Origin of the sequence: Serratia sp. G204Y (assembly GCF_051172435.1) — a bacterium.
GTDB classification, from domain to species: Bacteria; Pseudomonadota; Gammaproteobacteria; order Enterobacterales; family Enterobacteriaceae; genus Serratia; species Serratia sarumanii.
The window spans coordinates 645,914-670,560 of record NZ_JBPIZA010000001.1 but is presented as its reverse complement, the minus strand read 5'-3'; the positions used below and the strand labels follow the sequence as shown (position 1 = coordinate 670,560).

Annotated in this window: 23 protein-coding genes; 18 read left to right on the top strand and 5 right to left on the bottom strand. The window is 61.9% G+C overall.

Annotated features, from left to right (window positions below):
- The first annotated feature begins 180 nt into the window (after positions 1-180).
- The 15 genes from ACSBQQ_RS03300 (at position 181) to ACSBQQ_RS03230 (ending at position 16,846) form a co-directional block, all read left to right on the top strand.
- On the top strand, positions 181-663 hold the full coding sequence (locus ACSBQQ_RS03300; RefSeq protein ID WP_004961372.1) for an Hcp family type VI secretion system effector: 483 nt from the start codon (positions 181-183) through the stop codon (positions 661-663).
- A gap of 49 nt (positions 664-712) precedes the next feature.
- Entirely contained in the window at positions 713-1,216 is a 504-nt protein-coding gene (locus ACSBQQ_RS03295; protein WP_071883819.1) for a type VI secretion system amidase effector protein Tae4, read from the top strand.
- Positions 1,213-1,671: a T6SS amidase immunity protein Tai4 family protein gene (locus ACSBQQ_RS03290; RefSeq protein WP_033653617.1), complete on the top strand. Its 459-nt coding sequence runs from the start codon at positions 1,213-1,215 to the stop codon at positions 1,669-1,671. Before ACSBQQ_RS03295 ends, ACSBQQ_RS03290 begins: the two co-directional genes overlap by 4 nt.
- An 18-nt stretch (positions 1,672-1,689) precedes the next feature.
- Positions 1,690-2,037: a T6SS amidase immunity protein Tai4 family protein gene (locus ACSBQQ_RS03285; RefSeq protein ID WP_196239299.1), complete on the top strand. Its 348-nt coding sequence runs from the start codon at positions 1,690-1,692 to the stop codon at positions 2,035-2,037.
- Between the two features lie 69 nt (positions 2,038-2,106).
- Positions 2,107-2,445: a T6SS amidase immunity protein Tai4 family protein gene (locus ACSBQQ_RS03280; RefSeq protein WP_223181965.1), complete on the top strand. Its 339-nt coding sequence runs from the start codon at positions 2,107-2,109 to the stop codon at positions 2,443-2,445.
- Between the two features lie 233 nt (positions 2,446-2,678).
- Entirely contained in the window at positions 2,679-4,409 is a 1,731-nt protein-coding gene (gene tagH / locus ACSBQQ_RS03275; protein WP_039565456.1) for a type VI secretion system-associated FHA domain protein TagH, read from the top strand.
- Positions 4,409-5,182 carry a PP2C family protein-serine/threonine phosphatase gene (locus tag ACSBQQ_RS03270; protein ID WP_015378289.1) on the top strand — a complete coding sequence of 258 codons (774 nt, stop codon included), beginning with the start codon at positions 4,409-4,411 and terminating at the stop codon, positions 5,180-5,182. Before tagH ends, ACSBQQ_RS03270 begins: the two co-directional genes overlap by 1 nt.
- 28 nt (positions 5,183-5,210) lie before the next feature.
- Complete coding sequence (locus ACSBQQ_RS03265) at positions 5,211-6,197, top strand: hypothetical protein (RefSeq protein WP_039565453.1); 987 nt, start codon at positions 5,211-5,213, stop codon at positions 6,195-6,197.
- A gap of 15 nt (positions 6,198-6,212) precedes the next feature.
- A complete protein-coding gene (locus tag ACSBQQ_RS03260) occupies positions 6,213-7,034 on the top strand; it encodes a type VI secretion system accessory protein TagJ (protein ID WP_265093611.1) in 822 nt (273 codons plus the stop codon).
- A 2-nt stretch (positions 7,035-7,036) separates the two neighbouring features.
- Entirely contained in the window at positions 7,037-7,612 is a 576-nt protein-coding gene (locus ACSBQQ_RS03255; protein WP_047571529.1) for a type VI secretion system baseplate subunit TssE, read from the top strand.
- Between the two features lie 4 nt (positions 7,613-7,616).
- Entirely contained in the window at positions 7,617-9,503 is a 1,887-nt protein-coding gene (gene tssF, locus ACSBQQ_RS03250) for a type VI secretion system baseplate subunit TssF (RefSeq protein WP_049211930.1), read from the top strand.
- The gene (tssG, locus tag ACSBQQ_RS03245) at positions 9,500-10,570 is read left to right on the top strand and encodes a type VI secretion system baseplate subunit TssG (protein WP_049211932.1); all 1,071 of its coding nucleotides are present in this window, start codon (positions 9,500-9,502) and stop codon (positions 10,568-10,570) included. Before tssF ends, tssG begins: the two co-directional genes overlap by 4 nt.
- A 56-nt stretch (positions 10,571-10,626) precedes the next feature.
- Complete coding sequence (tssH, locus tag ACSBQQ_RS03240) at positions 10,627-13,281, top strand: type VI secretion system ATPase TssH (protein ID WP_049211933.1); 2,655 nt, start codon at positions 10,627-10,629, stop codon at positions 13,279-13,281.
- A 49-nt stretch (positions 13,282-13,330) separates the two neighbouring features.
- Positions 13,331-14,776 (top strand): serine/threonine protein kinase, encoded by a 1,446-nt coding sequence (locus ACSBQQ_RS03235; RefSeq protein WP_060427885.1) that lies wholly within the window; start codon positions 13,331-13,333, stop codon positions 14,774-14,776.
- Between the two features lie 141 nt (positions 14,777-14,917).
- On the top strand, positions 14,918-16,846 hold the full coding sequence (locus tag ACSBQQ_RS03230) for a type VI secretion system Vgr family protein (protein WP_033653607.1): 1,929 nt from the start codon (positions 14,918-14,920) through the stop codon (positions 16,844-16,846).
- Positions 16,847-17,037: 191 nt separating this feature from the next.
- On the opposite strand, the gene sbmC is transcribed toward ACSBQQ_RS03230, so the two are convergent.
- The 5 genes from sbmC to rclC all read right to left on the bottom strand — a co-directional run bounded on the left by sbmC (position 17,038) and on the right by rclC (position 20,917).
- A complete protein-coding gene (gene sbmC, locus ACSBQQ_RS03225; protein WP_033647817.1) occupies positions 17,038-17,505 on the bottom strand; it encodes a DNA gyrase inhibitor SbmC in 468 nt (155 codons plus the stop codon).
- A 22-nt stretch (positions 17,506-17,527) separates the two neighbouring features.
- Positions 17,528-18,370 (bottom strand): tryptophan 2,3-dioxygenase, encoded by an 843-nt coding sequence (gene kynA / locus ACSBQQ_RS03220; RefSeq protein ID WP_033635042.1) that lies wholly within the window; start codon positions 18,368-18,370, stop codon positions 17,528-17,530.
- 147 nt (positions 18,371-18,517) lie between these two features.
- Positions 18,518-19,855 carry a reactive chlorine resistance oxidoreductase RclA gene (rclA, locus tag ACSBQQ_RS03215; protein WP_060427883.1) on the bottom strand — a complete coding sequence of 446 codons (1,338 nt, stop codon included), beginning with the start codon at positions 19,853-19,855 and terminating at the stop codon, positions 18,518-18,520.
- Between the two features lie 37 nt (positions 19,856-19,892).
- Positions 19,893-20,309: a DUF302 domain-containing protein gene (locus ACSBQQ_RS03210; protein WP_053091697.1), complete on the bottom strand. Its 417-nt coding sequence runs from the start codon at positions 20,307-20,309 to the stop codon at positions 19,893-19,895.
- Positions 20,310-20,344: 35 nt separating this feature from the next.
- Positions 20,345-20,917 carry a reactive chlorine resistance membrane protein RclC gene (gene rclC, locus ACSBQQ_RS03205; protein ID WP_086556934.1) on the bottom strand — a complete coding sequence of 191 codons (573 nt, stop codon included), beginning with the start codon at positions 20,915-20,917 and terminating at the stop codon, positions 20,345-20,347.
- A gap of 137 nt (positions 20,918-21,054) precedes the next feature.
- Here rclC and ACSBQQ_RS03200 point away from each other — a divergent pair, with 137 nt between their 5' ends.
- The 3 genes from ACSBQQ_RS03200 (at position 21,055) to ACSBQQ_RS03190 (ending at position 24,633) form a co-directional block, all read left to right on the top strand.
- A complete protein-coding gene (locus ACSBQQ_RS03200; protein ID WP_060427881.1) occupies positions 21,055-21,930 on the top strand; it encodes a cupin domain-containing protein in 876 nt (291 codons plus the stop codon).
- Between the two features lie 159 nt (positions 21,931-22,089).
- A complete protein-coding gene (locus ACSBQQ_RS03195; RefSeq protein ID WP_047571525.1) occupies positions 22,090-23,127 on the top strand; it encodes a LacI family DNA-binding transcriptional regulator in 1,038 nt (345 codons plus the stop codon).
- A 270-nt stretch (positions 23,128-23,397) separates the two neighbouring features.
- Positions 23,398-24,633, top strand: a complete 1,236-nt coding sequence (locus ACSBQQ_RS03190) for an MFS transporter (protein WP_170929829.1) — start codon at positions 23,398-23,400, stop codon at positions 24,631-24,633.
- Positions 24,634-24,647 lie beyond the last annotated feature (14 nt).

Here is a 24,647-nt window from a genome sequence, read left to right as displayed (position 1 = left end):
TTAGCACTTAATAGTGGCTCGGTAACCCGTACCGATAGTTTTCGGTATTTAATAAGGTGCATGGCACAAGGATATAAATTGGTAATGCATTACCACACTTGCAATTCCTGCTGCTATTACCTGAGTTTTTCAACGTAACGTTAATACTACTGTTAACCCTTAATAAAGAGTGAAGAAACTATGGCTATTGATATGTTCCTGAAAGTTGAAGGTGCCAGCGGCGAATCTAAAGATTCGAATCACAAAGGCTGGACCGACATTACTTCTTTCTCCTGGGGCGCTTCTCAACCGGGCAATATGGGCGTTGGCGGCGGCGGTGGCGCCGGTAAAGTGTGCTTCAACGATCTGCACGTTAACGCGCTGGTCGACAAGTCAACCCCGGCGCTGCTGAAGCATTGCTCCAGCGGTAAGCACCTGACCAAGGTTGAGTTGTCTGTCTGCAAGGCGGGCGGTACTCAGGTTGAGTACGTTAAAATCACCCTGGACGACGTGCTGGTCACCGCCGTGCAGTACACCGGCGCAGGCGGCGAAGACACCGTGGGCGTCACCTACTCCTTCCAGGCGGCGAAAGTGAAACAGCAATACTGGGAGCAGAGCGACAAAGGCGGCAAAGGCGCCGAAAGCAGCGCAGGTTGGAACATCAAGGAAAACCGCGAAGCTTAATTTGTATGCCCCCCGGTTACGGCCGGGGGTCTAATATAGGGAAATAACAATGAATAATAACCGCCCCATTTTTTCAGCCGCATGGGCTGCAAGCACTAAAATATATAACGCGCAATATTCAGCTCAGAATGTTGCCGAGATTATCGGTGGGCGTGTAGCCATGAATATTGCGCCTAATGGAAAGTGGGAAAACACCTGCGCTGTACGCATGAGCTACATCTTGAATAAATCTGGCTTTCCCATTCCTTATGTAAAAGATCAGACCGTATCAGGTGCCGATCGTCAATGGTATTTTTTTAGAGTTAAAGATCTTATCGCTTATTTGACAAAGATCTGGGGCAAACCCGACCTTCGAGTCAAGTTCCCTCCTCCAGGTGGTGGTGAATTAGCAGGAAAGAAGGGGATCATATTGTTTGAAATTGCAGGTTGGAGCGATGCCGGAGGGCATGCTACGCTCTGGAATGGGAACGGCGATTGTTATGATCATTGTTATTTCAATGAACCAGAAGCTCGCTATACAACAAATTACGCTAACTTTTGGGTATTAAGATGAAAAAAATCCTTATCTCCTTTTTTTGTCTATATGCCACTTGTGCTATAGCACAGAAAAATCAAGAAGAACCTATTGAAAAGTGGCCACCGCAGGCAGCATACAGAAACTATTTGCAAAACTATAAAGATATCGCTCTAACCTACTGCATTTCAGTCGCTTATAAGACATCACCAGAAGCCAGCAAAGATGCAATTGCCTCATCGAATGGAATCGATGCGTGGTCATACTATGCAATTCGTGATGAAGAATCCCCTATCATTGCGCTGACAAAGCAGTACTTGCAAAAGAATTACAATGCTAAGGATGGGAAAAGCCGCTTAGACTTAATGAAGTGCATGGATATGTACCATAGTAAAGATCTTGACAAACTTGCGAAAGACTATGTACAGCGCCCTAATGATAATTGGGTGAAAGACAATCCGGATAGAATAAATGAAAATCCTCCTCGGAAATAATCAGTGAAAAGAATCTTACTGACTGTGGCCATCGCCGCAACGTTGAACGCTAATGCAGCGACAAAAATTGACTACTCCCCTGCCGAGTACCTCAAAAACTACGCGCTTAGCGTTTGTATCGCCGAGGGGTACTCAGCAAAAGAAGTCAAAAACGATGCCGCCGCCGCTGCTCGGGGTTACACGGAATTCGGCGATTATTCTCTGGAAGCGCATACCGCTGTCAGGGCGCTGGCAAAAGAATTTCTGGCAAAGCCCTATGACAGCATGTCTGGGGAGCCGATGACGATGGCAAAGTGCATCGACCTTGTACACAGCCAAGCGTTGCAAGCCATCATCAAGAAATACCAAGGGAAAGACGACAACTGATATCAGAGTTGCTCAAACGACGGCTCATATCAAAGGTTATCTCGGATGAGAAGATACACGTACTTTTTAATGTCTCTGCTGCTCGGAAGCCATGTAGTCCTTGCTGAAAACTCGCTTAATGCTTTATCGCAAGAGGCACTATATAAAAATTGGTTAACCAGCCGCTGCATTGGGAAATCCACTGACTCAGAAAGAACCAAACAAGACGCCTTCCGTTCCGCTTCCGCCTATTTAGAATTGAGTAAACTGCCGATGGATGCATTTGAACAAGGTGAAAAACTGGCTGAACAGTACGCAAATAAAAATAGCCAAGGCTCAGTTCAAGGGACTTACCATACTTTAGATTGTCTTTCACTGCAGAGCGCCAGTGAAGCTAACGTCATCTTTTCTCGCTACTCTAATCAGTAAATTAGTTATAAGAGGGTAGTTACCTTGGGATAATCAAGAAATCTAATTTCAATTCTCTAATCAACAAGCCTTCAATTAATAACAAAAGCATTTCGTAAAATTAAGACCACAACAAGCCTTAGTGAACGAGTTAAGAAACAACTTAACGGCTTGCCAAAATACCCGCCAATTTTGGCAAGCCACAGATCGAATCATTAATTATTGCACTACCTCCTAATCAGCAGGAATGCCTTATGCGATTTTCCATTGTAAAAAATAAAAGCGGCCAGGTTCCGCCGCAGAGCAGTTGCGATTTTCTGCCGCCGGGCGGCACCATCGGCCGCAGCGTGGACAACAACCTGGTGCTGCCGGACGAAGAGCGCGCCATTTCCCGTCTGCAGGCGATCGTGCATATTTCCGCTGACGGCGAATGCCGCATCACTAACCGCGGCAACGTTACCCGCGTGCTGCTGAACGACATTCCGCTGGAACGTGGCCGCCAGGTTGAACTGCAGGACGGCGACGTGCTCGGCATCGACGATTACCAGATTGAAGTCAGCGCGCTGCAACAGCACGCCGCGCCACAGGCTCAACCGGTGGCCAAGGCCGCCGCCGTTGCCGCTGCTGCGGCCCCTGCAGCCGCCGCCAAAGAAAAATCCGCCGCGCCAATCCCCAACGAAATCTGGGACAGCCTGGTGGAAGAATTCACGCCGAATGCGCCGGCCGCCGCCACAGCCACACCGCCGCCGGTCGCCAATCCAGGCAACCACCCGCTGCTGGACACTCCCGCTCGCGAGCTGAACCCGGCCGATCCGCTGGCTCAGCTGGCGGGCGATGTCGATCTGCGCCAGCTGCAGCAGCAGCAAACCGATCCGGCGGCGCTGTTCAACACCGACACCACCTTTGAGCGCGAACACATCCTGGCCGATACCACCCCCAGCGCGCTGCTGGCGGAGCAGGCTGCGCCGCCGCGCCCGGCGGCTCCCACCCAAAAAACGCAGCAACCGGAGCAAGAGCTGGATCCGCTGGCGCTGTTTGGCGGTTCATCCGCACCCGCTTCGCCAGAAGCGTTGAACAGCAACGATCCGCTGGGGCTGCTGATGGGCGGCGCCGTGCCGCTGGCCCAGCCGGAGGAACCGGTACAGCCGCCCGCGCCGCCGATCGCCGCACAACCGCAAGCGCCGCGCCCACAGCCGACGCCACCGCCCGTGCAAATCCCCGAGCCGCAGCCCCAACCCGCGCCGCAGTTCAGCCAGCAGGAACCACCCGTGCAGCCGCCGCGCCCGCGCCAGGGCAACCGCCTGGGCATCGATCCGGTCGCCTACCAGTCCGCCCAGCGGCAACATGCCGCCGCGCCGAATGGCGACACATTGGAAGGGCCGTTGCTGGCGGCGCTGTTGCAAGGCATCGGCCTCGACGATCTGCAGCCACAGCCGCACTTCGACGAACAACAGATCCGCCAGGCTGGTCGCCTGCTGAGCCTGTTCTCGCAAGGCACCGTCGCCCTGCTCTCATCCCGCTCGATCCTCAAGCGCGGCGTGAAGGCCGAGATGACCATGATCCTCGACGAGGCCAACAACCCGTTCAAGCTGCTGCCTTCGGGCAAAACGGTGCTGATGCAGATGTTCGGCAGCCAGATGCCGGGCTTTATGCCGCCGGAACAGGCGGTGCGCGACGCGCTGATCGACCTGCAGGCGCACCAGCTGGGGATGATCGCCGGTATTCGCGCCATCATCGCCGCCATGCTGCAGTCGTTCAACCCGGAGCGTCTCGAAGAGGAAGCGCGCAAGGAAGGCGTGGCGCCGCGTCTGTCGCTGCCCGCCAACCGCAAGGCTGCGCTGTGGGACTACTTCGTGAAGAACTATCAGCAAACCTCCGGCGAGATCGAGGACGATTTCCACACCCTGTTCGGCGAAGCCTTCCTGCACGCCTATGACGTTGAAGTGAATCAATACAAAGACTCACAGACCAAACCGGACGCGTAATGAATATCACCATAGCCTCTACCTCCAACCAGGGCGGCCGCGCCTCCAACCAGGATCAGACCGGCGAGGTGCTCGGCAACCGCGCCGCCTGCTTCGTGGTGTGCGACGGCATCGCCGGCTTTCCGGGCGGCGATATCGCCGCCAAACTGGCGCGCGACACCATTTTGCAAAACTTCGACGGCGAAAAGCACCTGAACGCCCAGAGCATTCGCCAGCACATCACGCGCGCCAACGCCGCCATCCACCAGCAGCAGCGGCAGTCGGACGAATACAGCAAGATGGGCACCACGCTGGTCAGCCTGTTTATCGATCGCGATTATCAGCTGGCCTACTGGGCGCACGCCGGCGACAGTCGCCTGTATCTGTTCCGCCGCGGCTACCTGCATGCCGTTACCACCGACCACAGCCTGATCCAACAGATGCAGGACGCCGGTTATCAGACCAACGGCATCAACAGCAACCTGCTGTATTTCGCGCTGGGGCTCAATGAAGAGCGCGACGCCACCTACAGCGACGTGCTGCAGCTGGAAGACGGCGACGTTTTCCTGCTGTGCACCGACGGCTTCTGGCACAGCTTCAGCCAGGCCGAACTGGAACAGTCGCTGCACATGGTCAACTCCCCCAGCGAGTGGATCGCCCTGATGCAGCAGGCATGGAAGAAAAACAATAACAGCGATAACTACAGCGCTATCGCCGTCTGGATTGGCTCACCGCAGGAAACCACCCTGCTGCATTCGCTGGCGGATGCGGAGCGGTTTCTGAGCCGCGACTGAGCAGCGCACATTCACAGCAAGGTTCACTATGAAATATTGGATGCCGGGGCTCGTCGCCCTGATGGCGGTGCCGACCGCGCAGGCGATGAACTATCGCCTGGTTTACTCCCCCAGCCAGAAGCTGGAAGTGTTTATCGATGACGTCAAAAACAGCAATCCGGCAAGCTGGTGCGGCAAAAGCATCCCGCTGCGCATCGTCTCGGCGCAAAGCCAGGATCCGGCGGTGCTGAACGACTTCCTGCCGCGCGTCGGCAATCTGCTGGAAAAGCAGTGCCCGAAAACCGGCCACCTGCCCTGGACGCTGACCGACAAGCGCGGTGAGAAGCTGGCCAGCGGCGAGGCCGCCAAAGCGCGCGGCTGGAAACCGGTGGTCAAACAGGAGGCCGTCGAGCAGCCGCAGACCCCGCCGCAGCCGGCGATCCCTGCGGCAGTAGCCGTGACCTCTCCGCAAGCGGACACCGCGCCGGCTCAGCGTTTCAGCCTGCCGCAGGGCTGCCACTTCCGCACCTTCTGGCGTGACGAAGCCAACGGCGGCGCGCTGTTCATTCCCGCCGGCGACGCGCTGCGCTGCGGCGAGGACGGCTGGCTGCAGGGCAGCGGCGCGGTCACGCTGCAACAGGGCGGCCAAACCCTCTCGCCGACGCTGTGGTTCCTGCAAGGCTATCCGCTGGCGCAGATCAACGGCGGCGATCGCGCGCTGACCGTCGTCAGCGCCAACGCCCAGCGGCTGGTTCTGGGCGGCAACCCGCAGGCACCGGGCAGCTTCCTGCTGCTGAGCTTCGAACCGAAGCTGCACGCGTGGGCGTTCAACGGCGAAGCGATCGTTGAAATGCCGCGCGTCGACGCCGCAGACGAGAACAAGATCAAACAGCGCCTGCAGCAGGCGCAAACCGCCTGGCAACCGCTGCTGAGCGCCCCCGCTCCGCTGACCTTCAAGCTGGTGGAAAAGCTGGCCGCAGACCGGGTCGATCCCGCTAGCGGCAGCTACCTGTCGGTTAACGGCGCCACTCACTGATTATAAGGAAAGCCTGTGAAATCATTAGCAAGCATGCTGCAAGGTCAGTCGATCGGCGCGGCCATCACCGCCGTCGAAAACGATATCAAGGCGAAACCGGCGGATGCCGACCTGCGCGCCGCGCTGGTGCAACTGCTGTGCCTGAGCGGCAACTGGACGCGCGCCAACGCGCAGCTGAAATCCTGGCAGGCGTTGAAACCGATCGCTCAACCGACCACGCTGCTGCTGATGCAGTCGGTCAACGCCGAGCTGCAACGCCAGGCGGTGTTTGCCGGCACGGCCGCGCCGGCGCTGCTGCGGCAGGATCAGCCCTGGCTGAAACTGATGGTGCAGGCGCTGCATCAGGATGCGCAAGGGGCGGCCGAACAGGCCCAGGCGTTGCGCGATGAAGCGCTGGAGGCCGCCCCGGCCGGCGCCGGGCGGTTAACGCTGGCCGAAGGCGACCAAGAACGGCAACTGCGTTTCGACTGGCTGACCGACGGTGACGGCCGCCTCGGCCCGGTATGCGAGCTGGCGCTGAACGGCGTTTACTACTGGCTGCCGTTCGCCGACATCGCCGCGATCCAGTTCCAGGCGCCGCAGAGCGCCATCGATCTGGTGTGGAGCCATGCGCTGGTGCGCCTGACCGACGGCCGCGAACAGGTGTGCCAACTGCCCGCCCGCTACCCGCTGGCCGAAGACAGCGACGACGCGCTGCTGCTGGGCAAACGCACCGAATGGCAACCGCTGGGCGACGGCACCCACTATGCGGGGCTGGGCTTGAAGACCTGGCTCAGCGAAAGCGACGAATTCCCGCTGCACAGCCTGCGGCAGCTGAGCTTCGACGCGAGCGCCTGAACATGAACGATAAGCGCCCACCCCACTACGACGGCGGCGATCTGCACCGCCAGGGCTATCGCTATCGTCAGGACAGCGAACGCCTGACGTCGCGCGACAAAATGCAGCCGGTGCTGCTCGACATGCTGACCGACGACGAGCCGCAGAAAAAACAGGAGGCGCAGGTGCGCAACCTGGTGTCGCACAGCGAACTGCGCCGCCGGGTGCTGCGCGATCTGCAGTGGCTGTTCAACTGCGTCAACAGCGAATCCAATCTGGATCTCGGCGATTTTCCGCAGGTGCGGCGCTCCACCCTGAATTACGGCATCGCCTCACTGGCGGGCAAGCGCATGTCGGACATCGAATGGCTCGACATTCAGCGCGCGCTGACCGAGTCCATTCTCCATTTCGAGCCGCGCATTTTGCCCGAAGGGTTGCAAGTGCGCTGCATCTCGGACACCGGCTCGCTGGAGCTGCACAACGTGTTGTCGATCGAAATCAAGGGCCGCCTGTGGTGCGTGCCCTATCCGCTGGAGTTTCTGTTCCGTACCGACGTGGATCTGGAAAACGGCCACTTCGATCTGAAAGACATAGGGTAAGGCGATGGACAGTAAACTTTTAGACTATTACAACCGCGAGCTGGCCTATCTGCGCGAGATGGGCGCCGAGTTCGCCGAACAGTACCCGAAGGTCGCGGGCCGTCTCGGCATGCGCGGCATCGACGTGGCGGATCCTTATATCGAGCGCCTGATGGAGGGCTTCGCCTTCCTCACCTCGCGCGTGCAGCTGAAAATGGACGCCGAGTTTCCGCGCTTTTCTCAGCGCTTGCTGGAGATCATCTACCCCAACTACCTGTCGCCGACGCCGTCGATGGCGATCGCCGAACTGCAGCCGGACAGCAGCAAAGGTGACATCAGCAACGGCTTCGTGGTGCCGCGCGGCACCATGATGGACAGCCAGACGCTGAAGAAAAGCGGCATCACCTGCAGCTACGCCACCGCCCATGACGTCACGCTGCAGCCGGTGCGCATCGCCGCCGTCGAGCTGGGCGGCATTCCGGCCGATATTCCGCTGGCCTCGCTGGGGCTGCAGCACAGCGGCTGCGTCAGCGCGCTACGCATTCGTCTCGAGTGCTACGAAAGCGTGACGCTCAACAACCTGCAGCTGGATCAGCTGATGTTTTACCTGGCCGGGCCGGACATGCAGGCGCAGCAGCTGCTGGAACTGCTGATGCAGCACAGCGTCGGGCTTGTCTGCCAAACGGTGGAGCCGCAGCCGCAGCGGCGGGCGCTGGCGCTGGACGGGCTGCGGCAGGAGGGCTTCGCCGCCGAACAGGCGCTGCTGCCCAACGACCTGCGCAACTTCGAAGGCTACCGGCTGCTGCAGGAGTACTTCGCCTTCCCGGCGCGCTTCCAGTTCTTCAGCGTCAACGGCCTGCGCCCGCTGCTGCAGAGCGTGCGCGAAGGGAAAAAGGCGCTGCGCCAGTTCGAAATCGTGGTGCTGCTGGATCGGCACGACGCCGCGCTGGAACGGGTGGTCGACGCCGCCCATTTGGCGCTGCACTGCACGCCGGTGATCAACCTGTTTCCGAAGGTCGCCGAACGCATCGCGATCAACGAAAAAAACCACGAATACCATCTGGTGGTCGACAATATCCGGCCGCTGGATTACGAAGTGTTCTCGGTGCAGCGGCTCGGCGGCAGCGCCAGCGAAAAACGCTACGAGCAGGAGTTTCGGCCGTTTTACAGCACCCTGAGCGCGGACGACGGCAACTATGGCGCCTACTTCTCGCTGCGGCGCGAACAGCGCACGCTGTCGGAGCACGCCCGCCGCTACGGCACCCGCACCGGCTATGCCGGTTCGGAAGTGTTCGTGTCGCTGGTGGACGAGCGGCAATCGCCGTGGCACAGCGATCTGAAATACCTCACCGCCGACGTGCTGTGCACCAGCCGCGACCTGCCGTTGATGTTGCTGCAACAGGATCAGGGCAACTTCGTGATGCCCGATTCGATCCCGATCAAGCAGGTCTCGCTGCGCAAAGGCCCCACCCCGCCGCGCCCGGCGCTGGCCGAAGGCATGATCACCTGGCGGCTGATCAGCCAGCTGCAGCTGAACTACCTCAGCATGATGGACGGCGATCCGGAACAGGGCGCCGCCAGCCTGCGCCAGTTGCTGGGGCTGTACGGCAACCTGAGCGAGCCGGCGATCGCCAAACAGATCCAGGGCGTGCGCCATTGCAACCTGCGGCCGGTTTATCGGCGAGTGCCGGAGCCGGGCCCCATCGTGTTCGCGCGCGGCATCGCCATCGATCTGACGGTCGATGAGCAGGCGTTCTCCGGCAACAGCCCTTATCTGCTCGGCAGCGTGCTGGAGCGCCTGTTCTCACGCCTGGTGGCGATGAACACCTTCACCGAGATGACGCTCTCCAGCCAGCAGCGCGGCGAAATCGCCCACTGGCAGGCGCGCATGGGCAAAAGGACGCTGATATGAGCGCGGAGATGATTGACACCGAACTGGCGCCGCCGCAGATCAACGCGCTGTATCGCCTGCCGGACGACTTCTGGCCGCGGCTGCGCAGCGCGCCTTACAAGCACGATCTGTTTCAGCTGCTGCGCCGCATCGACGCCCAGGGCGGCCAGCCTTACCTGCTGGGGCGCGCGCCGCTGCCGCGCCACGAGATGCTGCGCCTGGGCCAGGAGCCGTCGCTGTCGTTCGCGCCCTCCACGCTGGCGCAGGTGGCGCCGCGCGCCAACAGCCCGCTGCACGACGTCTCGATCTTCAGCTTCGGCCTGTTCGGCCCCAACGGGCCGCTGCCGCTGCACCTGACCGAATACGTGCGCGAACGGGTGTACCACCACCAGGACACCACCCTGCTGGCGTTCACCAACCTGTTCCATCACCGGCTGACGCTGCTGTTTTACCGCGCCTGGGCCGACGCGCAGCCGACGGTGTCGCTGGATCGTCCGGACAACCGGCGCTTCGACGAGTACCTGTCGAGCCTGATCGGCATCGGCCAGCCGGCGCAGCAGGAACGCGACAGCATCAACGCCCACGCCAAACATTTTATGGCCGGTCATCTGATTCGCCACAGCCGCGATCCGGAAGGCCTGAGCAAGATTTTGCAGCAGTATTTCAAGGTGCCAGTGCGCATCGTCGAAAACGTGCCGCACTGGCTGCGGGTGGAACCGCGCGAACAAGCTCGGCTCAAGGCCGGGCGTGGTGCGCCGCGGCTCGGCGAGTCGGCCTTTCTCGGCATCGCGGTGCGCGATATTCAGCACAAATTCCGCATCGAGCTGGGGCCGATGCCGCAGCAAGACTATGACCGCTTCCTGCCCGGCGCCGACCTGTGCCGGCAGCTGCGCGACTGGGTGCGCCAATATCTGGGCATCGAGTTCGTCTGGGAAGTGCGCCTGATCCTGGCGAAGGAACAGGCGCACGGCATCCAGCTCGGCGGCGCGCAGCGACTGGGCCTGAGCAGCTGGCTGGCCGACGATCGGCGGCAACGCGATCTCGACGATCTGATCTTCAGCCCTGAACCGCTGGAAAATCCGTTCTGACCCTATTTCGGCCGGCGCCCTGCGGCGCCAGGCCACTCTGAGACCTGAGGAAAACCATGTCTGAAATCAGCCGCTCGGTATTATTTGGCAAACTGGATAGCCTGTTATTCACCTCTCTGGAAAGTGCGACGGCGTTTTGCAAGCTGCGCGGTAACCCCTACGTCGAACTGGCGCACTGGCTGCATCAGCTGATGCAATCGCCGGACGGCGATCTGCAGCAGATCGTCCGCCACTTCGCGCTGGACGAGGCGCAGCTGGCGCGCGATATCGTCGAGGCGCTCGATCGCCTGCCCCGCGGCGCCAGCGCCATTTCCGATCTGTCCGAGCACATCGACAGCGCGGTGGAACGCGCCTGGGTCTATGGCTCATTGAAATTCGGCGCGGCGCGCATCCGCGGCGGCCACCTGCTGCTCGGCATCCTGAAAACCTACAGCCTGCGCCATCTGCTGAAGGCCATTTCCCCGCAGTTCGAGCGCATCAACGCCGATCTGTTGATGGAGCAGTTCGCCGCCATCACCGCTCACTCGGCGGAAAACGCCCAGGATGCGCCGGCGGAAAGCGGCGTCGAGAACGTATCCGGCGCGGCGCGCAGCGGTGAAAGCGTGCTGGCGCAGTATGCCCAGGATCTGACCGCCAGAGCGCGCAACGGCGAGATCGATCCGGTGGCCGGGCGCGATGAGGAGATCCGGCAAATCATCGATATCCTGATGCGCCGCCGCCAGAACAACCCGCTGCTGACCGGCGAGGCCGGCGTCGGGAAAACCGCGGTGGTGGAAGGCCTGGCGCTGCGCATCGTGGCCGGCGACGTGCCGCCGCAGCTGCGCGACGTGAAACTGTGCCTGCTGGACATCGGCATGCTGCAGGCCGGCGCCGGTGTCAAAGGCGAGTTTGAAAAACGGCTGCAGGCGGTGATCGACGAAGTGCAGTCCAGCCCGACGCCGATCATCCTGTTTATCGACGAAATTCACACCCTGATCGGCGCCGGCGGCGCCCAGGGCACCGGCGACGCCGCCAACCTGCTGAAACCGGCGCTGGCGCGCGGCCAGCTGCGCACCCTCGGCGCCACCACCTGGTCGGAATACAAGAAATACATCGAGAAGGATCCGGCGCTCACCCGCCGTTTCCAGGTGGTCCAGGTACACGAGCCGAGCGAAGACAAAGCGCTGCTGATGCTGCGCAGCACCGTCAGCCCGCTGGAGCAACACCACCGCGTGCTGCTGCTGGATGAAGCGGTGGACGCCGCGGTGCGGCTTTCGCATCGCTATATTCCTGCCCGCCAGTTGCCGGACAAGGCGGTGGCGCTGCTGGATACCGCCTGCGCGCGCGTGGCGGTCAGCCAACATGCCGAGCCTGCTCAGGTCGAAGACTGCCGCCACCGCATCGATGCGCTGCAGATAGAGTTGGATATCGCCCGCCGCGAGGCCAAGGTCGGCATCGGCGATCCCCTGCGCACGCAGGAGATTGAAGCCCAGCTGACCGCGCTGCGCCAGGAATTGGAACAGCTGACCGAGCGCTGGCAGCAGGAGCTGGCGCTGATCCAAGAGATCATCACACTGCGCGCTCAGCTACACCAACAGGAAGCGGAACCTGCCGACGAAGAGACGCAGGCTGGCCCTGACGCCGACGCGCTGCGCGCCCAGTTGGGCGAACTGCAGCAGCAGTTGAGCGCGCTGCAGGGCGAAGCGCCGCTGATCTTCGCCGCCGTCGACGCCAACATCGTGGCGGCGGTAGTGGCCGACTGGACCGGCATCCCGCTGGGCCGCATGGTGAAAAACGAGATTGAGGCGGTGCTGCAACTCTCCGACACCCTGAACCAGCGCGTGATCGGCCAACGCCATGCGCTGGATCTGATCGCCCGCCGGGTGCGCACTTCGCGGGCGCGGCTGGACGATCCGAACAAGCCGGTCGGGGTGTTCCTGCTGGCCGGGCCGTCCGGCGTCGGCAAGACCGAAACCGCGCTGGCGCTGGCGGAAACCCTGTACGGCGGCGAGCAGAACGTCATCACCATCAACATGAGCGAATTCCAGGAGTCGCACACCGTTTCGACGCTGAAAGGCGCGCCCCCGGGCTATGTCGGCTACGGCGAAGGCGGCGTGCTGACCGAGGCGGTACGCCGCCGCCCTTACAGCGTGGTGCTGCTGGACGAAATCGAGAAGGCGCACCCGGACGTGCATGAAATCTTCTTCCAGGTGTTCGACAAGGGCTGGATGGAGGACGGCGAAGGCCGCCATATCGATTTCCGCAACACCATCATCATCCTGACCTCCAACGTCGGCACCGATCTGATCGCCGGACTGTGCAGCGATCCGGAGCTGCTGCCGGAGCCGGATGCGCTGAGCGGCGCACTGCGCCAGCCGCTGCTGTCGGTGTTCCCGGCCGCCTTGCTCGGCCGCCTGCTGGTGGTGCCGTATTACCCGCTGACCGACGCTACGCTGGGCAACATCGTGCGCCTGCAGCTGGGCCGCATCCAGCGTCGCCTGGCGGAGAATCACGACATCGTCTGCACCTTCGACGACGCGGTCATCGAGCAGATCGTCAGCCGCTGCACCGAGGTGGAGTCCGGCGGCCGCATGGTCGACGCCATCCTGACCAACACCCTGCTGCCGCAGATCAGCCACACCCTGCTGACCGGCAGCGCCAACGACCAGCGCTATCGCCAGCTGCATATCGCGCTGCAGAACAACGAATTCATTTGTCAATTTCAGGCATAACGCCACGGCCGCCGAGGCGGCGGCCCTTTGAACACAGAGAGTCATCACTATGTCGGGAACCGGGATAACCAAACCGAATTCGAACAGCCTGCCGAGCGGCTATCGATTCAACGAATTCGAGATCCAGGAAGCGATCGGCGAAGGCGGCTTCGGTATAGTCTACCGCGCCTACGATCACCAACTGGAACGCACCATCGCCATCAAGGAGTACATGCCGACCTCGCTGGCGAAACGCAACGACGATCTCAGCATCGGGCTGCGCGGCGAGCGCTTCGGCAAAACCTTCCAGGCCGGGCTGAACAGCTTTATTCAGGAGGCGCGCCTGCTGGCGCGCTTCTCGCACCCCGGCCTGCTGCACGTGCTGCGCTTCTGGGAAGAGAACGGCACCGCCTACATGGGCACCCAGTTTTACAGCGGTACCACGCTGAAGAACCTGCAGGCGCAGCAGCCGGAGAAAATCGACGAGGCGTGGATCCGGCGGCTGCTGCCGCCGCTGTTCAGCGCCATCAACACCATCCATCAGGAAGGCTACCTGCACCGCGACATCTCACTGGATAACATCCAAATCCAGGAGAGCCAGCTGCCGGTACTGCTGGACTTCGGGTCGGCGCGCAAAGAGATCGGCAACCTGTCGGACGAAACGGAGATCATGCTGAAACCGGGTTTCGCGCCGATCGAGCAGTACACCGAGAACAGCGACGGCGAACAGGGGCCCTGGACCGATATTTATGCACTGGGCGCCGTGCTGCACACGCTGATCGTCGGTTCGCCGCCGCCGGTCAGCGTGGTGCGCAGCATCGAAGACAGCTATCAGCCGCTGGCCGAGCGCCGTCCCGCCGGCTACTCGCCGGAGCTGCTGCGCACCGTCGACCGCGCGCTGGCGCTGAAACCGGAAGACCGCCCGCAGACCATCGATGAAATGGCCGAGCTGTTGCATCTGCCGATCGCCGATGAAAATGAAATCATCAGCACCCCGGCCGCCGCGCCGGAGAACCTGCTGGTGGCCGCCAACCCGGCTGCGGCCGCCGCGGCCGCCGGCGCCGTTACCGCGCGCAGCACCCAATTCTCGCGGCCGATGATGGCCGGCGCCGGCGTCGCGGCGCTGCTGGCGATCGGCGCCGTCGCCTGGCTGAGCGGCGGCGAGGATGATACCCCGGCCGTAGCGCAAAACACCGAGACGTCACCGGCGCAGAAAACCCTGACGGAGCAGCCGAGCGCGCCGCAAATCGCGCCATCTGCGCCGGTGGAACCGCAAAAGGCGGCGCCGCCACCGCAGCCGGTGGCACTGGTGTACTTCAAACTGCAGCCGGGCGAGCAGGTCAGCCTCGACGGCAAGCCGCAGCAGGTGACGCCGGGCGAAAACGGCTTCGCCAGCCTGAATCTGGCGCCGGGTCGTTATCAGCTGGAGATCCGCCACAACGATCGGCTCCGCCAGCAGCAACTCAGCATCGACAACGCCGGCACCTGGCTGGTCAATCCGGCCACCGCCGGTTAATCCCGTTCTGCCCCCCGCCGCCGCGGGGGTTCCCTTTTTCATGAGACTGACGCACCACTGCCCACCATCATTGGCCGCGCGGCAAGGCCGCTGCAACGTCGGGGTATGCAGGGCACGACGTCAATCACAGAGGATGTTCTCATGTTGGATCGCATTATTGCGCACACGCCGCTGGGCCAGGAGCAGCTGCTGTTCCGCTCGCTGGACGGTATCGAGGCGCTTTCCACCCCTTTCGACTTCTCTATTGAATTGCTGAGCACCGACGCGCGGCTCGATCGCAAAGCGCTGCTCGGCCAACCGCTGACGCTGGAGATCCCGACTCAGGGCTTTCTCAGCGCCCCGCGCTACCTGAATGGCAAGATCACCGCCATCGCCGTCAGCAGCGAAGAGATCGGCGGCACGCGCTACGCGGTGTATAACCTGCACGTACAGCCGGATCTGTGGCCGATGACCAAGGATCGCAACTTCCGCATCTTCCAGGAACAAACGGTGCCGCAGATCGTCAAGACTCTGCTGGCGGAGCACAACGTGCAGTTGGAAGATCAGCTGACCGGCGACTATCGCCTGTGGGGCTACTGCGTGCAGTACAACGAAAGCAGCTTCAACTTCATCAGCCGCCTGATGGAGTTGGAGGGCATCTATTACTATTTCAAACACGAGATGGGCAAACACACGCTGGTGCTCGGGGATGCGCCCCACCACCACCAGCCCTATCCCGGCTACGAGATGATCCCCTACCACCTGACGCCGTCCGGCGGCAGCACCAGCGAGGAAGGCATAAGCCAGTGGACGTTGTCCGATCGCGTCACGCCGGGCATCTACAGCCTGGACGACTACGATTTCCGCAAGCCGAACGCCTGGCTGTTCCAGGCGCGGCAAAACCCGGTCTCGCCGACGCCGGGGCAGATCGACGTCTACGACTGGCCGGGCCGCTACACCGAGCATCAGCAGGGGGAGTTCTACGCCCGCGTGCGCCAGGAAGCCTGGCAGGCCGAGCATCAGCAGATCCGGGGCACCGCCACCGCGATGGGCATCGCTCCCGGCAGCACCTTTACGCTGTATAACGCCCCGCACGCCGACGACAACCGCGAGTACCTGACGCTGCAGGCCAACTACCATCTGAAAGAGAACCGCTACGCCAGCGGCGACGATCAGAGCAGCGAACACCGTATCGACTTCACCGTGCTGCCGGCGGACGTGCCCTGGCACCCGCCGCAGCAGGCCACCTGGCCGAAAACCCACGGGCCGCAGACCGCCCGGGTGGTCGGCCCGGCCGGCGAATCAATTTGGACCGACAAATACGGCCGCATCAAGGTGAAATTCCACTGGGACCGCTTCGGGCCGAAGGACGACGGCAGCTCCTGCTGGGTGCGCGTCTCCAGCGCCTGGGCCGGCCAGGGCTACGGCGGCGTGCAGATCCCGCGCGTCAACGACGAAGTGGTGGTGGACTTTATCAACGGCGATCCGGATCGGCCGATCGTCACCGGACGCGTTTATAACGAAGCCAGCATGCCGCCGTGGGCGCTGCCGGCCGCCGCCACCCAAATGGGCTTTATGAGCCGTTCCAAAGATGGCACCGCCGACAACGCCAACGCCCTGCGTTTCGAAGACAAGGCCGGCGCCGAACAGGTGTGGATCCAGGCGGAACGCAACATGGACACCCAGGTCAAAAACGATGAGAGCCACAGCATCGCTAACGACCACACCCACCTGGTGGGTGGCAACCAGATCAAACGGGTGGTGCTCAATCAGGCCAGCGGCGTCAAAGGCGAGGCCTCGGCGCTGACCGGCAAAACGCGCAGCGACGCCGTGGTCAACGCCTTTACCCTCGGCTCCGGCGAATCGCTGCGGCTGGAGTGCGGCGAAAGCGTGATCGAGCTGCTGGCGAACGGCCAAATCAACATCACCGGCACCAGCTTCAATATCACGGTGAAAGAAGACGGGGAGATCAATACCGGCGGCCAGCTGGATCTCAACCAGCCCGGCGGCGCCGCACGCACCGCCGCGCCGGGCGGCGGCCATCAGGCGGCGATCCAGAGCGCCGTCGATCAGCTGTTCCCTAAAGAGTAGCCAAGTGGTACGTCGGGAAAGCCGGTTAACGCCGGCTTTCGGGCGGCGGCGCCGGCAAAACCGGCTGCCGCTGTAACCCCTTTTGGCAAGGAGGTGAATGCGCTGGCGGCAAGGTCACCGACGTTTAGCCAAAACAACGGGCTGAAGCTGTCCCGTTCATCGCTTCAGCCTTCCTTATCATCAACGCCCCCTCACCACTTCTTCACCGTCTGGTAAATATCGAGGTCGAAATAGCCGTCGGCTTCGCAGTCGTTGAGATAGTGCTCATAGCTTACCCCCTCAACCGGCTGATAGCCGCTGGCCGGCAACAGCTTCTGGTAGAACTCGCCCCACACCCGCTCGAAGTCGCCATCGCTGATGCGCACGTGGTAGACCGCGTACTGCCCGGCGGGCAGCGTCTGCACGGTAACGCCCTCGCTCTCCGCCGGCAGCGCGAAATCGTCCGCCACGCTCATCACCACGTCGGCGCGCAGCTTTTCCGGCGCCACTTCCGCCGGATCGTCCCAATACAGCACCAGCCATTTGCCGAACGGCACGCCGTGGCGCTGCCGCCATGCCAGCAGTTGCTGCGAGCCCTGTGGGATCGTCTGCGGATACGGCCCCACGACTCTCACCCCCACCACCTTCTCCGCCGCCTTATCGATAATCCTCACGCTCATCGCCCTTCCCCCCCACATTGTCTCAGGCGCCGATTTCGGTACGTACGTCCAGCAGCTCGGGGAAAAAGGTCAGATCCAACGCCTTTTTCAGGAAGCTGACGCCGCTGGAACCGCCGGTGCCCGACTTAAAGCCAATGATCCGCTCCACCGTTTTCATATGGCGGAAGCGCCACAGATGGAAGCTCTCTTCGATATCCACCAGCTTCTCCGCCATTTCATAAGCTTCCCAGTAGGTTTGCGGGTTGTCGTAGATCACTTTGAACGCCGGCAGCAGATCCGGGTTGCGCTGGTAGGGCTGCGTCCAGTCGCGCTCGAGGCACTCCTGCGGGATCGGCAGGCCGTGGCGCGCCAGGTACAGCAAGTATTCGTCGTACAGGCTTGGCGCTTCGAGGATCGCCTTCAACGCGGCGTGTTTTTCCGCGTCGCTGCTGAACACCGCCAGCATCGCCGCATTCTTGTTGCCGAGCAGGAACTCGATCGAGCGATATTGGTGCGACTGGAAGCCCGACGAGCTGCCCAGCACGTCGCGAAACTCGACGTACTCCGACGGCGTCAGCGTTTCCAGCACCGCCCACTGTTCGAACAACAGCCGCTGGATCTGTTTGACGCGCGCCAGGATTTTGAAGCAGTGGCTGAGTTTGTCCTGCTGCACCAGCCGCAGCGCCGCCTGCAGCTCATGCAGCATCAACTTCATCCACAGCTCGGAGGTTTGGTGCTGTATCACGAACAGCATTTCATCATGATGCGGCGGGTTGGAGAGCGGGTGCTGGCAGTCCAGCAGTTGGTCCAGGCACAGGTAGTCGCCGTAGCTCATGCGTTTGGAAAAATCGGTGACAATCGCGCTTTCTAATTCCCGTTTGTTCATCTGTGATCTCCGTTGCGCCCAGCGCCCCATCGGCCTGGAACGTGCCGCAAAGAGAAAACAATAGTACAGAACCCGCCGCCCCGAAGGGCGATAAACGAGAGGTGCTTCGCAGATCTCACTCATCTGCGCCGCCCCTCTCGCCCCGCTTTACCCTATCAGCCCAAACAGGTCGTTGAGCGACTCGCTCATGGTCGGATGGGTGAACAGCTGATCGCGCAGCCGGGTATAGGGCAGCCCGGCGTCCATCGCCGTTTTGACGATGTTGATCATCTCGTGGGCATCGCGGCACAGCAGCGCCACGCCGAGGATCTGGCCGGTCTGCGCATCGACCACCGCCTTCAGCAGGCCGCGCGTGTCGCCCAGCACGCGGGCGCGCGGGATCGCCGCCGCCGGCAGCGTGGCGACCTTAATGTCGCGCCCCTGCTGCCGGGCCTGATCTTCGCTGAGGCCGATGCGCGAGAAGCTGGGGGTGATGAACACCGAGTAAGGCACTGCGCCGCGATCGGCCGTGCTGCGTTTACCCGCGCCGAACAGGCTGTCGCGCACAATGCGGAAATCGTCCAGCGAGATATAGGTAAACTGCGGCCCGCCGTTGACGTCCCCCAGCGCCCAAATATGCGGCACGCTACTGCGCAGCTGCGCGTCCACCCGCACGGCGCCGCGCTCATCCGTCTCAACGCCAGCGCGCACCAACTGCAAACCTGCGGTGTTCGGCGCGCGCCCGGCCGCCACCAGCAGCGCATCGAACGACTGCACGCCGCCCTGATGCACCACCTCAACTCCCCCTTCCACATCGCGCACCTGCTTCACGCCGGCGTTAAACGTGAAGCTGACCCCGGCGTCGCTCAGGATTTGCTGTATCGCCTGCGCCATATCGCGGTCTTCCCGGCCGAGCAACGCATCCGCCTCTTCGAATACCGTCACGGCGCTGCCGAACTGCGCGAACATCGAAGCGAACTCCAGCCCGATATAACCGCCGCCAATAATGCCCAACCGCGCGGGCCGCTGCGTCAACTGCAGCAGGCCGGTGCTGTCGTAACTCCGCTGCGAGCGCTCCAACCCGTCGATCGCCGGCCGGCGGCTGACGGCCCCGGTGTTGATGAAGATGCGCTCGCCGCTCAGCACCTGCGTTCCCGCCGCGCCCTGCACGCTGATGCGATGCGGATCGATAAACTCCGCCCGTCCGTCGATCACCGTAACCTGTTCAAGCCCCGCCAGGTTTTGATAATTTTTCTCCCGCAGCAGGCCGGTCACCTGCCGCTTGCGCGCCATCGCCTGGCTGAACGCCTGTTCGCCCGGCCCGTGAAGCTCGGCATCGTGCACCAGCGTTTTGGTCGGGATGCAGCCGATGTTGATGCAGGTGCCGCCATACATCTGCGCCGACGCCTCCACCATCGCCACGCGCCATCCCTGCCCGGCCAGAAAGGCCGCCAGCGTTTTGCCGGCCTTGCCAAAACCGATGATAATCGCCTGATAATCGTACATTGTGTCGCCTCGTCTCGTGATGTTCATCGCCGGTCAATCAGCGTATTGCGGCCTCAACTAGCCGCTCCAGCGGCCTCAGCGCCGCGATCTGTCGTTCGTCGGCCCCGGCGCTCCGCTTCAGACTTTCCGCCGGGTGGTAGCTGACCTGCGTTTTGCCCCGTTCGTCTTGCGCAATCAGCACCCTGAACGGCAGATCCAGCGCCAACGCCGGCCGCGCCAGCATCAGCGGCGTGCCCGCCAGCGGGTTGCCCAGCACCAGCACCGTGGTGGGCGGCATCGCCAGATGATGCTCACGCGCCGCTTTCGCGTGATCGAACTCGGCGAACAGCGTCACGCCCTTCTGCTCGGCCGTGCTGATAATGCGCTGACGCGTTTGCTGATAAGCGTAGGCGCTCTCTACCGTTCGGATTTCTTGCCCCATCGTCCCCTCCGCCACGGCAGAACAGGCCAGCATCATCAGGCTGCCGGCCACGGCCCGGTTCATGACGCTCATGCGACCTTCCCTCGCCACTGTTTCTCGAGCAAACTGCGCGCCGAATCCGCCATGATCATCACCGCGCCCGCCAACATCAGGGTGTCCTTCAGCACCAGGCGCCCGGCGCCGGAGAGATAAGGGAAACCGTGATGCGCATCGCCCAGCGCGGGCACCCAGGCCTCCGGGGTGGTGATCAAAAAGGTCAGCGTCACCAGCGGCGTGCAAAAGGAGAGTATGCCGCCCAATAGCCCCAGCCATTTGGAGAACGGGTTGGCCAGCACCAGCAGCGCGATCGCCACCTCCACCACGCCCAGGCCGTTGGAGAAGCCATAGGTATTGTTGGCCTGCTGCCAGGCGCGGGCGGCGAGGTTCAGTTCGCCTTCGTGCGTCAGATGCGCCTGATAGTCCTGCGGCATGTCATAGAAAAACGACATCAGCGGGCTGTTGGCGACGAACGGCGTGATGCTGTCCGCTTCGTAAGGGATGAATTTGAGCAGGCCAATCCATAAGAAAACGATGGCGATGCTGAGGCGAATCAGCGTTAATCCCAGCTTGTCGCCCTTGCTCAGAAAGAATAGTATTTTCATTACCGGCTCCATGTCATTGATAACTCATGCATCGCAGCGGCGCCCTCCGCATCGCTGCACTATCGAACCGATCTTAGTGCTTCGCATTACGCCGGCCCATTGCCGAAACAATCAGCTTCTTAGCCAGGAGTCTCAAAATGGATCCGCTCAGCCAACTGTTGATGCTTAACGACATGCGCGGTTATGTGGCGCGCGATTGCCATTTCAGCGGCGAGTGGCGCTCGCCGCATGCCGCCGGGGAGTGGAGTCAGATCCGCTGGCACATGGTGCTAGCGGGCAGCTGTCGGCTGGAGATCCCCGGCGGCCGGCCGGTACCGCTGGAGCAAGGCAGCCTGCTGTTCTTGCCGCACAACTCCGCCCACCGCCTGCTGCCGGAGAGGGCCGACAGCGCCACGCACCTGCTGTGCGGCGTGCAAATCTTGCCGCACAGCGCGTCGCCGCTGCTGGCGAGCCTGCCGGAATGTTTGCTGTTCAACAGCCGCCAACAAGGGCGGCTGGCGCTGCTGCAGGCGACCGGCCAGCTGCTGAGCGATGAGTTCAGCCAACAGGGCCAGGGGCACAACGCCATTGTCAGCCAGACCATGGCGCTGCTGTTCGCGCTGGCGATCCGCGCCTGGCTGGCCCAGCCAAATCAGAGCGGCAATCTGGTCGCCGCGTTGCTGCATCCGCAGTTGGGCAACGTGGTTGAACAGATGCTGCGCCGCCCGCAACATCCCTGGACGCTGGTTGAACTGAGCAAACAGGCCCATATGTCGCGCGCCAACTTCGCCCGCGTCTTTCGTCAGGTCACGCAGCAAACGCCGCTGCAGGCCCTTACCGCCATCCGCATGCAGCTGGCGGCCCGGCTGCTGGCGCGCCAGGCGTTGCCGCTGAGCCGTATCGCCGAACAGGTCGGCTATTCGTCGGAGGTGGCGCTGCACAAAGCCTTCACCCGCCACTTCGGCCTGACGCCGGGAAAATTCCGCCAGCAGGCCGCCGAGACACCGCCGGACGCTTGCCCGATCCCGGCGTAACCTCCCACCCCGCCTTACTGTTTAGTAAACAACTCGGCCGCCGCCTGACAACTCTCACAAATGCGCGATCCCATGCGGGTTTCGCCCCGGTTGCGGCTTGCCTGCGCCTGTCTTCCCTTATAGATTGCAGGCTAACGGCAGGCAGCAAGGTATCGGCAAATGGCAAATATTCGAGACGTCGCGCGGTTGGCCGGCGTGTCCATCAGCAGCGTGTCGAACCTGCTGAATAACCGCAGCCACCAGATGAGCGCGCAGACCCGTGAGCGCATCGAACAAGCGATGGCGACCCTGGGATACCGGCCGGCCCGAACGGCGGCGGCACCCGCGCCGCAGGCGAAGATCATCGGTCTGCTGCTGCCGTCGATCGTCAACCCGAGCTTTTCAGCGCTGGCGCATGCGGTCGACGGTGCGGCGCGGGCTCACCGTTACCGCGTCTTGCTCGGCAACGCCTACCGCCAGGAACAGGAAGAGGCCGCGTTTATCGACGATATGTTCCTGCACGGCGTGCGCGGCATCATCGTGGCGGCGAGCGACATTCGCCAGACCCATTTTGTCCGGGCGGCCGAGAGAGGCATGAAGATCGTCAGCTACGACAGCCCGTTCGCCGAGCCGATGGCCACCGATGCCCGGCTGTTCGACAGCGTGTCGATGGACAATATCGCCGCCGGGCGCCTGGCCGCGCAGCACCTGCTCGAACGCGGCTGCCGACACATTGTGTTCGCCACCGAAGCGACGCTGACCGTCGGGCGCAGCCACAAGATCGACGGTTTTCTAAGTGCGCTGGGGCACAGCCTGAGCGAACGCCAACGGGTGATCGAAGGCAAAGCCAACAGCGCCTACGGCGACACGGAAATGTTCGAATTAGGGCTGACGCTGGCGCCGCGCGTGCTCGCGCTGACGCCGCGCCCGGACGGCATCGTGGCGATTAACGATGCGCTGGGCATCGGGCTGATGGTGGGGCTGCGCGCCGCCGGCGTCCAGGTGCCCGCAGACATCTCGGTGATCGGCATCGACAATATCGCGCTGGCCGGCCTGGCCGAACCGGGACTGACGTCCGTCAGGCCGCCGCTGGCGGAGATGGCGCAGCTGATGGTCGAGCGCCTGATCGGCCGTATCAACGATGATGCGCAACCGCCCGGCGAGTTTCTCTTCCCGCCGACGGTCATCAGCCGGCGCTCGGTCAAAGCCGCCGGCTAAATGAAATAACAGCGTCTTCCCCAGGCGATGCGCCGCGGCATCGTCCGGATCGGTGTCAGCCAAAACAAAGGAACAGGCCGTCGGGCTTAAGGGATGCCCGCGCCTCAATGAATCAGCGTCGTGCCGTTATTTAACGTTCAGCTCAGGGTAATGAGCCGGGCCTCTATTATTCCGATTAACCACATTGGAAATATCAAAATGAAAATAAGCAAGCCGCAGGATATTGAACGCAGCGCTATCAGGAAATTGACGCTGCATATTGTCCCCCTCATGATTTTATTGTATTTCCTGGCGTTTCTCGATCGCAATAACATGGCCTACGCCGCCAAAGCGCTGGAAGATAACCTGGGCCTGACCGCCTCGGCCTTCGGCTTCGCCTCCGGGATTTTCTTTATCGGCTATTTCCTGTTTGAAATACCCAGCAACGCCGGCACCATTAAATTCGGCCCGCGCATCTGGTTCGCCAGAATATTAATTTCCTGGGGCATCTTCGCGACCCTGCTCGGCTTTGTACGCACGCCGCTGGAGCTGTATATCTGCCGTTTTATGCTGGGCGTGTGCGAAGCCGGATTCTTTCCCTCGGTGGTGTATTACTTTACGGTGTTCTTCCCGGAAAAATACCGCACCAAAATTCTCGGCATGTTCATCATCGTCCAGCCGCTGTCCAACGCCGTCGGCTCGCCGATTTCCGGCTTTATTCTCAATATTCAGCATGACTGGTTCGGGTTCGCCCCCTGGCAGCTGCTGTTTATCCTCGAAGGGTTGCCGCCGATCGTCATCGGCCTGCTGATCCCGTTCCTCATCAAGAACTCGCCCAAGGACGTTGGTTATCTGAACGTGGAGGAAAAGGCCTGGCTGATGAGCAACGCCGGCCGCTCCAAATCCGGCTCTAAAATCACGCTGGGCGACTTCCTGAAAGGGATGAAGAACAAGAAATACCTGCTCTACGCACTGCTCAACTTCGGCATGGTGTGCGGCATTTACGGCTTCGGCACCTGGCTGCCGTCGATCATTACCGCCCTCTCCGGCGGCGATATCTTCCGCGTCAGCCTGCTGGCGCTCATTCCCTACGGCCTGGCCGCGCTGCTGGTGTACCCGTGGAGCCTGTGGGCCAGCAAAACCAAAAAGCTCGGCGTATTCGCCGGCCTCAGCATGGTGGTCGCTGCTATCGGCCTGATGGGGGCGGTGACGTTTTTTAAATACGATCCGCTCGTCGCGCTGTCGTTCCTGTGCATCGCCGCTATCGGCATCTACACCGCCGTACCGCCGTTTTTATCTATGCCCGCCAATATTTCCACCGGCGCGGCCGCGGCCGCCGGGCTGGCGGTGGTCAGCTGCATCGGCAATATCGGCGGCTTCGTCGCGCCTTATGCGGTGGGCGTGCTGAACGATCTGACCGGCAGCAGCGCGCCGGGGCTGTTTTTCCTGGCCTCGTGCCTGCTGGCCACCGGGTTGATCTGCATTTTCTACTGCGCGAAACAGCGTGAAGGCGTCATCAATACTTAACGAACCAATAAGGA

Bases quoted from the DNA above. Each gene is read 5' to 3' on its own strand.
- ACSBQQ_RS03300 (WP_004961372.1), top strand. From the start codon at position 181: ATGGCTATTGATATGTTCCTGAAAGTTGAAGGTGCCAGCGGCGAATCT.
- ACSBQQ_RS03295 (WP_071883819.1), top strand. From the start codon at position 713: ATGAATAATAACCGCCCCATTTTTTCAGCCGCATGGGCTGCAAGCACT.
- ACSBQQ_RS03290 (WP_033653617.1), top strand. From the start codon at position 1,213: ATGAAAAAAATCCTTATCTCCTTTTTTTGTCTATATGCCACTTGTGCT.
- ACSBQQ_RS03280 (WP_223181965.1), top strand. From the start codon at position 2,107: ATGTCTCTGCTGCTCGGAAGCCATGTAGTCCTTGCTGAAAACTCGCTT.
- tagH (WP_039565456.1), top strand. From the start codon at position 2,679: ATGCGATTTTCCATTGTAAAAAATAAAAGCGGCCAGGTTCCGCCGCAG.
- ACSBQQ_RS03270 (WP_015378289.1), top strand. From the start codon at position 4,409: ATGAATATCACCATAGCCTCTACCTCCAACCAGGGCGGCCGCGCCTCC.
- ACSBQQ_RS03265 (WP_039565453.1), top strand. From the start codon at position 5,211: ATGAAATATTGGATGCCGGGGCTCGTCGCCCTGATGGCGGTGCCGACC.
- ACSBQQ_RS03255 (WP_047571529.1), top strand. From the start codon at position 7,037: ATGAACGATAAGCGCCCACCCCACTACGACGGCGGCGATCTGCACCGC.
- tssF (WP_049211930.1), top strand. From the start codon at position 7,617: ATGGACAGTAAACTTTTAGACTATTACAACCGCGAGCTGGCCTATCTG.
- tssG (WP_049211932.1), top strand. From the start codon at position 9,500: ATGAGCGCGGAGATGATTGACACCGAACTGGCGCCGCCGCAGATCAAC.
- tssH (WP_049211933.1), top strand. From the start codon at position 10,627: ATGTCTGAAATCAGCCGCTCGGTATTATTTGGCAAACTGGATAGCCTG.
- ACSBQQ_RS03235 (WP_060427885.1), top strand. From the start codon at position 13,331: ATGTCGGGAACCGGGATAACCAAACCGAATTCGAACAGCCTGCCGAGC.
- ACSBQQ_RS03230 (WP_033653607.1), top strand. From the start codon at position 14,918: ATGTTGGATCGCATTATTGCGCACACGCCGCTGGGCCAGGAGCAGCTG.
- sbmC (WP_033647817.1), bottom strand. From the start codon at position 17,505: ATGAGCGTGAGGATTATCGATAAGGCGGCGGAGAAGGTGGTGGGGGTG.
- kynA (WP_033635042.1), bottom strand. From the start codon at position 18,370: ATGAACAAACGGGAATTAGAAAGCGCGATTGTCACCGATTTTTCCAAA.
- rclA (WP_060427883.1), bottom strand. From the start codon at position 19,855: ATGTACGATTATCAGGCGATTATCATCGGTTTTGGCAAGGCCGGCAAA.
- ACSBQQ_RS03210 (WP_053091697.1), bottom strand. From the start codon at position 20,309: ATGCTGGCCTGTTCTGCCGTGGCGGAGGGGACGATGGGGCAAGAAATC.
- rclC (WP_086556934.1), bottom strand. From the start codon at position 20,917: ATGAAAATACTATTCTTTCTGAGCAAGGGCGACAAGCTGGGATTAACG.
- ACSBQQ_RS03200 (WP_060427881.1), top strand. From the start codon at position 21,055: ATGGATCCGCTCAGCCAACTGTTGATGCTTAACGACATGCGCGGTTAT.
- ACSBQQ_RS03195 (WP_047571525.1), top strand. From the start codon at position 22,090: ATGGCAAATATTCGAGACGTCGCGCGGTTGGCCGGCGTGTCCATCAGC.
- ACSBQQ_RS03190 (WP_170929829.1), top strand. From the start codon at position 23,398: ATGATTTTATTGTATTTCCTGGCGTTTCTCGATCGCAATAACATGGCC.